Annotated in this window: 7 protein-coding genes; 5 read left to right on the plus strand and 2 right to left on the minus strand. The window is 73.5% G+C overall.

Annotation, left to right across the window (positions count from 1 at the left end; genetic code table 11):
- A partial coding sequence (locus PSR1_RS17725) for a multicopper oxidase domain-containing protein (RefSeq protein WP_059438782.1) occupies positions 1-4029 on the minus strand: 4029 nt, incomplete at its 3' end.
- Positions 4030-4850: 821 nt separating this feature from the next.
- Between PSR1_RS17725 and nrfH the strand changes: the two genes are divergently transcribed.
- The 5 genes from nrfH (at position 4851) to PSR1_RS17750 (ending at position 9862) form a co-directional block, all read left to right on the plus strand.
- Entirely contained in the window at positions 4851-5306 is a 456-nt protein-coding gene (gene nrfH, locus PSR1_RS17730) for a cytochrome c nitrite reductase small subunit (RefSeq protein ID WP_059438778.1), read from the plus strand.
- A gap of 37 nt (positions 5307-5343) precedes the next feature.
- On the plus strand, positions 5344-6822 hold the full coding sequence (locus PSR1_RS17735; protein ID WP_059438779.1) for an ammonia-forming cytochrome c nitrite reductase subunit c552: 1479 nt from the start codon (positions 5344-5346) through the stop codon (positions 6820-6822).
- 102 nt (positions 6823-6924) lie between these two features.
- Positions 6925-7314, plus strand: coding sequence for a hypothetical protein (locus tag PSR1_RS17740; protein ID WP_059438780.1), 390 nt, complete (start codon positions 6925-6927; stop codon positions 7312-7314).
- A gap of 23 nt (positions 7315-7337) precedes the next feature.
- Positions 7338-9596, plus strand: a complete 2259-nt coding sequence (locus PSR1_RS17745) for a molybdopterin oxidoreductase family protein (RefSeq protein ID WP_059438783.1) — start codon at positions 7338-7340, stop codon at positions 9594-9596.
- A 17-nt stretch (positions 9597-9613) separates the two neighbouring features.
- A complete protein-coding gene (locus tag PSR1_RS17750; RefSeq protein ID WP_059438781.1) occupies positions 9614-9862 on the plus strand; it encodes a hypothetical protein in 249 nt (82 codons plus the stop codon).
- On the opposite strand, the gene PSR1_RS17755 is transcribed toward PSR1_RS17750, so the two are convergent.
- Positions 9826-10730 (minus strand): hypothetical protein (locus PSR1_RS17755; protein WP_059438784.1); only part of this gene is annotated, 905 nt, incomplete at its 5' end. The genes PSR1_RS17750 and PSR1_RS17755 overlap by 37 nt on opposite strands.

The raw sequence follows: 10730 nt of genomic DNA on the forward strand, positions 1-10730 counted from the left end.
CACGGCGCGGATCCGGTAGGAGTACGTGACGCCGCGGTACAGGCCGGTCTGCGTCACCGTGACGGTGTTGGCCGGCAGGGTGCTGGTGTTTAGCCCCACGGTGAACGAGGCGTTGGTCGCGCGCTGGAGCTCGAACCCGGTCTCGTCGGTCGAGCCGTCCACCCAGGTGAGCGTGACGTTCGCCTTCTTGCCGGAGCGCACCGCGGTGCCGGCCAGGCCGGAGGGCGCGAGCGGCGGGCTGACGACGGTCACGGCGTTCGAGAGCGCCGAGGCCGACGAGCCACCCCCGTTCACCGCGCTCACCCGGTACTGGTAGGTGTGCCCGGTGGACACGGCGGGGTCGGTGAACGTCACCGTGCCGGTGTTGCTGCGCGCCGGCGGGGCCGACAGGTACGCGAAGCTCCCGCCGTCCACCGAGCGCTCCAGGACGAAGTACGCCTCGTTGGTCGCGTTGTCGCGCCAGGTGAGCGCGACCGACGGACCGGCCGCGAGGGTGGCGACCACGTTGGTCGGCGCCTGCGGCGGGGCCGGGACCGGCCCGCCCACCGGGGCCGACACCGACTCGCCGGCCGCGTTCACCGCCACGATCCGGTAGCTGTAGGTCAGCGCCGGGTCGGCGGTGCCGTCGCGGAACCGGGGGTGGTTCGCGAGCGTGGTGCCGAGGGCGGCGTACGCGCCGATCTTCCCGTTGTTCCCGATGGGCGCCCGCTCCACGCGGAAGCCGATCTCGTTCGACGGGTCACCCCAGGTCGCGGTGCCGGCGTATTCCACCGGCGTCGCGTCGATCCAGGCGAGGTCCACGCCGCCGGCGGCCGGCGTGACGGTGACGCCGGTGGGCGGGTACGGCAGGGACGTCGCGACCGAGACGGCCATGGGCCGCATCATGTCCATCTCCTCGTGGCTGAGGATGTGGCAGTGCCACACGTACTCCCAGCCGAAGTCCGTCATGACGTTGGTGAGCGCGGGGCTGATCGGGTTGCCGTTCGCGTCCACGCTGTTGAAGCCGTCCGGCGAGCCGAGCGGCATCATCGGGTTGAGCGGGCGGACGCTGTGCGGCAGGCCGAACGGGAGCTTCGGGACGACGGGCCGCATCGCCACGATGGTGTCCTCGAGCGGGCTGATCCGCACCGTGTCCTTCCAGCCGAGCTCGTTCGCGTCCGCCCGGCGGACGATGCCGTCCCAGCCGACGCGGTTGACGAGCTGGATGTCGAACAGGTGGAAGTGGATGGGGTGGGTGTCCACGCCGTTGTGCGTGATCTTCCAGAGCTGCGTCCCGTCGTCCGCGGTGGTGATCGGGGTCACGTCCACGCCGGGCGGCAGCACGATGCCGTCGAGGAGCTCGCTGGCCGGGTTGACGTACGGGTACAGGATCAGGTTCTGCTGCTGGCCCGCCTGCGCGTTGGGCGCCTCCAGGCCGAGGTTGCCGCTCATGCGCCCGTACTCCTTCTCGAACGCCTCGCCCATCTCGTCCTGGATGGCCTTGCGCTGCAGCGGCATGGTGAGCGGCACGCCGGAGACGGTGTCGAACGCGAAGAGCTCGTCGTAGATCTGCACCAGACCGGCGCGCGGGCCGTTCGCCTGGAAGGCGGTGCCGAGCGCGGCGTTGTACGGCTCCTGGCCGACGACGATGGGGTGCTGGGAGGCCTCGAACACGCCGGTCCCGTCCGGCTTGTGCGCGAACGCCGCCCGCAGCGCCGCCAGGTCGAACGGCGCGGCCGGGGTGCTCCCGCTCACCTTGATCTGCATGATGGTGCGGGTGTTCGGGCCGAAGCCGGGCGGCGTGGACGGCGCGCCGCCGGTCGAGGTCAGGTCCGCGTTGCCGGTGTAGTAGTCGTAGCGCGGGTCGCGCGCGGGGAACGCGGCGGGCGCGTCGTTGTACAGGATGAGCGTCTGCCCGGCGAACGCCGACAGGTCCACGATCACGTCGGCGCGCTCGGCGGGGCCGAGCAGCAGCGCGTGCTTGTCCACGTTGCCCGCGTTGAACACGGTGGGATCGGTGACCCAGGTGATGGGCTGCGGCGGCACCACCACCGGCGACGGCAGGAAGCCGCCCTCGGTGCCGATCTGGACGAAGCTCGGGCCGGGCGGGCTGAGCGCGGTGTCGGGCGTGGGGAACACGCCGGCCGGATCGGCCAGCGCCGCCTGCACCTCGCCGGCGTTCAGCGCCACCTCGGTGCCGCTCGCGTCGGCCACGTAGAGCTGCAGGTTGAAGAAGCGGTCGTTCGCCGCGTTCAGGATGCGGAGCCGGTACGACCTCGGCTCGAGCGTGACCGTCGGGTAGACGGTGCCGTTCACGAGCGGCGTGTCGTTGAACGCCTCCATGCCCATGGACAGCCAGGGCGTGCCCGGGACGAGCGGCGGCTCGCACCAGCCGGCGCTCGGATCGCAGGCCGGGTCGTAGTAGGGGTTCGCGATGGGCGGGTAGTCGATGCTGGACGTGGGCGGCCAGAACCACGGGCCGTACGCCCAGCGGCCGAACTGGTTCACGCCGCTCGCGTCGCCGGGGTTCTGCGCCGGCATGTAGACGTGGGGCACCCAGAGGCTGCCCAGCCCGCCCCAGCGCGCGAGATCCCAGGTCGGATCCTGCGCGGCGAGCTGCGGCTCGGGCGGCACGAACGTCTTGTCCTGCACGATGAGCGGCAGCGTGTCGTCCGGGCCCGGGATGACCCCGTTCGCGATCAGCGCGCCCTCGGCCGCGTCGGAGATCACGTACGCCGCGGCCTCCCCGGCGTAGACGTTGAGCCGCGTGATGCCCCACGCGTGGTCGTGGTAGAACATGAGCCGCGCGCTCTGCTGGTTCGTGTAGAAGAACGTCATCGCGCCCGGGCCGGGATCGGGCATGTCGGGCACGTTCATCACGCTGACGCCCTTCGGATACGAGGTCGAGTCGCCCGCCGGCGTGATCCACTGGTGCGGGGTGCCGTCGCTGATCCACGGCGTGATGCCGCCGTGGAGGTGCAGCGTGGCCCGGTTCTCCGCGAAGCAGCCCATCGGCTTCGGGGTCATGCCGCACATCGGGTTGCGCGGATCCGGCTCGGCCATGCCGCCCATGTCCGGGCCCATGCCCGCGCCCATCACCGTCGTGTCCACCGGCAGGAACAGGTCGCCGCCCTGGCCGGTGGGGAGCAGGTTCCGGAACAGGATGCGGACCGGGCGGTCCCTGGTGGCGAGGATGGCCGGCCCGAGGGAGTGCGGCCCGTCCACCCCGACCGCCTGCTGGCCGCCGGGGAGCGCGATGGGCAGGCCGTCGGTCCCCACCAGCGGGACGCCGGCGCCGGGGACCACCGCCGTGGCGAGCTGCACGTACCCGCGCAGCAGCGTGGGCGGCAGGTCCGAGTGGAGCTGCTCGCGGTACTGGACCACCGCGATCTCGTAGTAGTCGGAGCCCGGGTACGTGGTGGTGTCGGGGACGGCCACGGGGATGTACTGGCCGAGGTCGTTGGCCCGGGCGGCGCCGAGCCCGGGGAGCCCGTTCACGAACTTGCGGATGCCGGGGGTGACGTAGCCCGTGCCCGGCGCGTCCAGCGTGATGGCGGTCAGCGCGCCGGTGACCGGATCCACCACCGCGGTCGCGGCCGCGCCGGTGCCCGCGCCGGACGCGCTGGCGAAGGTCACGGTCGTGCTCCCGTCGGCGAGGTACCCGGCGCCCGGGTCCGTGAGCGTGACGCCGGTGATGGCCCCGGTCGCGAGGTCCACGGTGGCGGTGGCCGCCGCCCCGGCGCCCGCGCCGCCGATCGTCACGGCCGCGTCGGCCAGCCGGAGCGGGCTGTTGGCGTAGTTCGCGTACGGCCCGAAGTAGTGGGGGGCCGAGCCCGGGGCGGCCATGGTCGCCGTGGCCATGGCGGCGTCGAGGCTCTGGACCACCAGGCCCGAGCCGGCCGCCGCCGCGTCGCGCTGCGCCTGCGAGACCCGCGTCTGCTGGAGCGAGCCGCCCGCGCCGGACGCCGCCCGCGGTGCCTCCGCCGCCCAGCCGACCGACAGCAGGGCCAGCGCCAGCCGTGCCCACTGCCGAAGCATCCTCGTCGTCATCGTCGTGTCCTCCCCCGTTGACCATCGGTGCTGCGCCCGCCGCGCCGACCGTGCCCGCACCGCCCCGCCCGCGCGTGGTCTCCGTCGAAGCTATCCCGCGGCCGGCGAGCGGCCATCCCGAACGCCGGGGACACATTGCCCAATGATTGATCGGCCGTAGTCCCGAAGGCGCTCGGGATTGCTCCAGGGAGCCGCGCCCGGAGCGCGGCGGATCCCGGCGATCATTCACGCTGGGTGCGCTCGGCCTCCGGGCACAAACCGCCCGGGTGTTGCGGGCTTGGGTCGCGTCCCTTGATCGGGCCTGGCGCTCGCCGGGCGCGAGGAGCGGGTGGCCGGCCGCGAGGGCCTCCTCCGTCCGCACCGGGGCCGCTCCACGAGAACACGATGAGAAAGCTCTAATTGACACCCCATCATGGCTCCGCGCCAATGAACCCTGGGTGAACGTCGCGGTGGGCCTCTGCGCCAGCGCCCTGCGCGCCCTCCTCGCCCGAGGATCGGGGAAACCCCGGCTCGGCCCGCGGACGCGCCCGGCTCCGTCGCACGCCCGGACCTGCACGGCCGGATTGATCCCGGTTGCAATCCACCCCCGCCGCCGGGCGGCACCTTCACCCCTGGCGGACTTGATCGCGGCGCGGCGCCGGATCGGACGCGCGCATCCGACGGTCCGGCGTACCCCATCCGACCGGGTGGGGCGCGGCATCCCGCCGCCGGAGGGTCGAACCCCGTGAGCACGCGGGGTTGCGCGCCGGCGGGCCTTCCCGCGGTGGTGGCAGGGCGCTTGCGAGGAGGGAGCGCCGTCCCCGAACGCGAGGCTCCCCTCCATGCGCAAAGGAAGCTCCCTCCTCTCCCTGCCGGTCGTCCTCCTCGCGGCCGCCGCCGGCGCCGCGGTCGGCGTCGGCGGATACGCCTTCGCCTACGCGAAGGGCACGTCCTATCTCGGCAACGACCCCGCCACCTGCTCCAACTGCCACGTGATGAGCGGCCACTACGCGGGCTGGCAGGCCTCGGCGCACCACGCGGTGGCCACCTGCAACGACTGCCACACGCCCGCCGCGACCGTCTCGAAGTACGCGGTCAAGGCGGAGAACGGCTGGCACCACTCGATGGCCTTCACCGTGGGCGGGTTCCCGGACGTGATCCGGGCCCGCGCCGAGAGCAGCGCGGTGATCGAGGGCCAGTGCCGCCACTGCCACGCCCAGATCGTCGACGCCATGACCGGCGGCCGGGACGACGTCTCGTGCATCCGCTGCCACGCCTCCGTCGGACACCTCCGCTGACCAACCGCCTCACGCCGCACTCCAAGGAGAACCCGCAATGACCGTCGAGACCCAGTCCCCGAGGAAGCGCGCGCTCGTCGTCGGCGCGATCGCCGCCGTCTTCGCGCTCGCCGCCGTCCTCGCCGCCGTGGTCCTGGTGGACGTCGCCCAGAAGAAGGCCGAGGCGCGCAACCCGGTGGTGCGCGTCGTGGAGCTCACCGACGAGACCGAGGATCCCGCCGTCTGGGGGAAGAACTTCCCGATCGAGTACGACCTCTACAAGCGGACCGCCGACATGGTGCGGACCAAGCACGGCGGCTCGGAGGCGATGCCGCGCACGCCGAGCGACGGCGACCCGCGCACCGTCACCGCGCAGTCCAAGACCGACGCCGACCCGCGCCTGAAGACCATGTGGGCCGGCTACGCGTTCGCCGCCGACTTCCGCGAGGAGCGCGGCCACGCGTACATGCTCGACGACCAGTTCTTCACGCAGCGCCAGGTGGTGGCGAAGCAGCCCGGCACGTGCGGCCAGTGCCACGCGTCGGTGTACGTCCCCATGAAGAAGCTCGGGAACGGCGACCTGTTCAAGGGCTTCGAGGCGCTCAACAAGATGCCGTACTCCGAGGCGAAGCAGCACTTCAAGCACCCGGTGTCCTGCATCGACTGCCACGACCCGGCCACCATGGACCTGCGCGTCACCCGCCCCGGCTTCCTCGAGGGCATCCGCGCCTACAAGGCGTCGCTGGGCGTGAAGGACTACGACCCGAACACCATGGCCACGCGGCAGGAGATGCGCGCGTACGTCTGCGGCCAGTGCCACGTCGAGTACTACTTCAAGGGGCCGGAGAAGCGGCTCACCTTCCCCTGGTCGAAGGGGCTCAAGGCCGACGAGATCGTCGGCTACTACGACGAGGTCGGGTTCAAGGACTGGGTGCACAAGGAGAGCGGCGCGCCGGCGCTCAAGGCGCAGCACCCCGAGTTCGAGATGTGGAACCAGGGCATCCACGCCCGCTCCGGCGTGGCCTGCGCCGACTGCCACATGCCGTACATGCGGGTGGGTGGCACCAAGGTCTCGGATCACCAGGTCCGCAGCCCGGTGCTCAACCTCAACCGCGCCTGCCAGGGCTGCCACAAGTGGCCGGAGGCGGAGCTGAAGGGCCGCGTGGAGGCGATCCAGGACAAGCACCTGCAGCTCCGCGAGCAGGCCTTCGACGCCCTCGTCGCGCTCATCGGCGAGATCAAGGCCGCGCGCGAGGCGGGCAAGACCGACGACCAGCTGGTCACCGCCCGCTACCTGCAGCGCCGCGCGCAGTTCCTGTTCGACTTCGTCGAGGCCGAGAACTCCACCGGCTTCCACGCGCCGCAGGAGTCCGCCCGCGTGCTGTTCGAGTCCATCGACGCCTCGCGCCAGGGGCAGCTCGCGCTGCGCGATCCGTCGTTCAAGCCGACCGTGGCGGTGGTGAACGTCTCCACCGCACCGGCCCCCGCGCCCGCGGCGCCCGCCGCCCCTCCGGTGGTCCCCGCGGTGCTGAAGTAGCAGCCCGGTCCCCGCGCCCGGCCGCCCCCGTCCCCACCTCCCCCGGGGCGGCCGGCGCGCGGGGGACCCCGCCGTCCCACCCGTCGCTCGAAGGAGTCGAGAATGCGCACGCTCCTGCTCGCTTCCCTCCTCGCCCCGGCGCTGGCCGCCGCGGCTCCGGGCGCCCCCGCCCGCGCCAAGGCGCCGCGCCACCCCGACGTCGCCGCGCAGCTCGCGGTGCAGGACTGCGCCGAGTGCCACGCGACCCGCACGCCCGCGGTGGTCCGGGCGTGGGAGGGCTCGCCGCACGGCACCGCGCTGGTGAAGTGCGTCGTCTGCCACGGCTCGACCGGCAAGGACTTCACCCGCTCCGTCGCCGGCGCGCGGTGCGCGGGCTGCCACGCGGCCGAGGCCGCATCGCCCACCCCGGTGCGCGCCGGGCCGGGCGGCTGCTTCGCCTGCCACGAGCCGCACGCGCTGACCGCCGAGGGCGAGAACCCGCATTCCAGGTGAGCATCGCAGCCGAGGAGAACCCCATGCCTCTCACGCGCCGTGACTTCCTGAAGGCCTCCGCCGCCGCCTCCGCCCTGGCCGGGCTGGGGCTCCCCGTGGACGCGCTCGCCGCCGAGGGCGGCGAGCGCTGGGTGAAGTCGGTCTGCCGCTACTGCGGCACCGGCTGCGGCCTGTACGTCGGCGTCCGCGACGGCAAGGTGTTCGCCGTCAAGGGCGACCGGGACAACCACAACCGCGGCCTGCTCTGCCTCAAGGGCTTCCTGCTGCCGCAGATCATGTCGGCGCCGGATCGCTGCCTGCACCCGCTGGTGCGCAAGGGCGGCAAGCTGGTGCGCGCGAGCTGGGACGAGGCGATGTCGCTCGTGGCGCGGCGGTTCCGCGAGGCCGTCGAGGCGCACGGGCCGAACGCGGTGGGCTTCTACGGCTCCGGCCAGGGGCTCACCGAGGAGACCTACGCGGCGAACAAGCTGTTCAAGGCCGGCCTGCGCACGAACAACGTCGAGGGCAACCCGCGCCTGTGCATGGCCTCGGCGGTCGGCGGCTACCTGAGCACCTTCGGCAAGGACGAGCCGATTGGCTGCTACGAGGACATCGACCACGCCGACGTCATGCTGCTCGTCGGCTCGAACGCGGCCGAGGCGCACCCGATCCTGTTCGAGCGGATGGCCCGCCGGAAGCAGACCGGCAAGGACGTGAAGGTCATCGTGCTCGACCCGCGGCGCACCCCCACCGCGCGCATCGCCGACCTCCACCTCGCCTTCACGCCCGGCACCGACCTGGCCATCCTGAACGCGATGGCGAACGTGCTCGTCGCCGAGGGGCTGGTGGACGAGGCCTTCCTGAAGGCGCACGTCGCGTTCGGCGAGGGCAAGGACGTGAACAGGGCGTGGGAGGACTACCGGGCCTTCCTGGCGCCGTACACGCCCGTGCGCGCCGCGGAGCTGTCCGGCGCGCGCGCCGAGGACATCGTCACGGCGGCGCGCTGGTTCGGCGAGAAGGGGCGCACCGCCACGTCGATGTGGTGCATGGGGCTCAACCAGCGGACCCGGGGCGTGTGGGCGAACAACCTCGTCCACAACCTGCACCTCCTGACCGGCAAGATCGGCCTCCCCGGCTCGACCCCGCTGTCGCTCACCGGCCAGCCCAACGCCTGCGGCGGCGTCCGGGACGGCGGCGCGCTCTCGCACCTGCTGCCCTACGGCCGGCTGATCGCGAACGAGAAGCACCGCGCCGAGATGGAGCGGCTCTGGAACGTGCCGCCCGGCACGATCCAGCCCGAGAACGGCAAGCCCACCATCGACCTGTTCCAGGCGCTGGAGGCGGGCGACCTGAAGGCGCTGTACGTGATGACCACCAACCCGGCCCAGTCGCTGCCGAACCTCGACCGGTACCGGAAGGCGCTCGAGGCCCGCAAGGCGTTCCTGGTGGTCACCGAGGCGTTCCACCCCACGCGCACCTCCGAGCTCGCCGACGTGGTGCTGCCGGCGGCGCTGTGGGCCGAGAAGGAGGGCGTCTACGGCTGCACCGAGCGCCGCTACCAGCTGCTCGAGCAGGCGGTCCGCCCCGCCGGCGAGGCGCGGCCGGACTTCGCCATCCTCTGCGACCTCGCCGCGCGGCTCGGGCACGGGAAGCTCCTGCCGTGGAAGGGGCCGGCGGAGGCCTGGGACGAGCTCCTGACGCTGAGCAAGGGGACCGCGTACGACTTCACCGGCATGACCCGGGCCCGCCTGGCCGCGTCGCACGGCCTGCTCTGGCCGCTGCCGGCCGAGGGCCACCCGGGCACGAAGCGCCGCTTCGTGAAGGGCGAGGACCCGCTCGTCCCGGCCGACGCGCCCGACCGGATCCGGTTCTACGGCCGGCCCGACGCCCGCGCGGTGATCTGGCTGCGGCCGCAGCAGCCGCCGGCCGAGGTGACCGACGCCGCGTACCCGCTGTACCTCACCACCGGCCGCGTGATCGAGCACTGGCACACCGGGACCATGACCCGGAACTGCAAGGAGCTGCGCCACGCGAACGCCGAGTCGGTGGTGGAGCTGCACCCCGACGACGGGAAGCCGCTCGGGATCCGGACCGGCGACGAGGTGCGCGTCAGCTCCCGGCGCGGCGCCGAGACGTTCCAGGCGAAGCTGGTGGACGGGGCGCGGCCGGGCACGGTGTTCGTGCACATGCACGACCCGCAGCGCATGTGCAACCGCCTCACCATCGACGCGGTGGATCCCGTGTCGAAGCAGCCCGAGTTCAAGATCTGCGCGGTGAAGATCGAGCCGGTCCGCAAGGCCTGAGCCGGACGGAGGTCCACATGCTCGTCGCGGGGGTGGTGATCGAGACCGTGCCGGGGGCGGCGCCCCGGGTCGCCGTGCGGCTGCTCTCCGAGCCGGCGCTGGAGCTGGAGGGCGGCGACGGCGACCGCCGGCTGGCGGCGGTGTTCGCGGGGCCGGACGGCGCGGCGCTCGAGGCGCTCGCGGACCGGCTCCTCGCCGGCGACGAGGAGGTGCTGGGCGTGTACCCGACCTACGTCGCGGACGAGCCGGGCGACGGAGACGCGTGAGCGGCGGGCGGGGCGCCGTCCTGCGGCGCCGCCCCCGCGCCGCCGGCCGCCTCGCCCCCCGCCTCGGCGGCGTCGCCCTCGAGGCGCGCGTTCAGCGAGGTCGCGGCCACGATCCCGATGGCGCGGAAGAAGAAGCCCACCCCCGGGATCGCCAGCGCCGCGCCGACGGCCAGGCCGAAGCCGGCGGTCTCCCACGGGTGACGCTCGGTGAAGCGGACCTCCTCGTTCCAGGGCCGCGTCAGGCGCGCCAGCACGCGGCCGGCCCAGCCGAACGGCCGCAGCACCCAGAGCGCCGCCGCCAGCCGCTGGAGCGCCCGCGCGTACCAGGGCGTGCCGGCGCCCCGGCGCGGGCCGGGGACGGCCTCGAGCGGCAGCTCGAACGCGTCCACCAGGACCCAGTAGAACGCCCAGGCGACGCCCAGCGCCGCGGTGACGGGCTTCCTGCCGGGCAGCATCGACAGCACCACCACCACCGGGAACAGGCCCGCCGAGACCACCACCGCCTGGCGCAGCGCCTTCACCCACTCGCGCGCCACCCGGCGGACCCAGCCCTGGCCGGCGAACGGATCCTCGCCGGCGGGCAGGCCGAGCGCGCGGCGCGCCTCGAGCGCCACCCGGAGCCACTGGCGCTGCAGGAGGGTGGGCGGCATCGAGGCGAGGCCGACGAACGCGACGGTGAACAGGTGGAGCGCGCCGGGCCCGGTGACCTCGCCGTCCGCCGCGTCGCCGGCCGCGGTGAGCGCCGCGAACACGGCGCACCCGGCGGCCGTCAGCGCGACCGGCACCAGCGCCGCCCGGCGCAGCGCCGCGTCGTCGGCCAGGAGCCGGGCCGCGCGCAGCACCTCGCCCGCCGCCCACCGGGCGCGCT

The organism is Anaeromyxobacter sp. PSR-1 (assembly GCF_000964525.1).
GTDB lineage: Bacteria > Myxococcota > Myxococcia > Myxococcales > Anaeromyxobacteraceae > Anaeromyxobacter.

Coding starts and splice junctions, on each gene's coding strand:
- nrfH (WP_059438778.1), top strand. CDS start 4,851: ATGCGCAAAGGAAGCTCCCTCCTCTCCCTGCCGGTCGTCCTCCTCGCG.
- PSR1_RS17735 (WP_059438779.1), top strand. CDS start 5,344: ATGACCGTCGAGACCCAGTCCCCGAGGAAGCGCGCGCTCGTCGTCGGC.
- PSR1_RS17740 (WP_059438780.1), top strand. CDS start 6,925: ATGCGCACGCTCCTGCTCGCTTCCCTCCTCGCCCCGGCGCTGGCCGCC.
- PSR1_RS17745 (WP_059438783.1), top strand. CDS start 7,338: ATGCCTCTCACGCGCCGTGACTTCCTGAAGGCCTCCGCCGCCGCCTCC.
- PSR1_RS17750 (WP_059438781.1), top strand. CDS start 9,614: ATGCTCGTCGCGGGGGTGGTGATCGAGACCGTGCCGGGGGCGGCGCCC.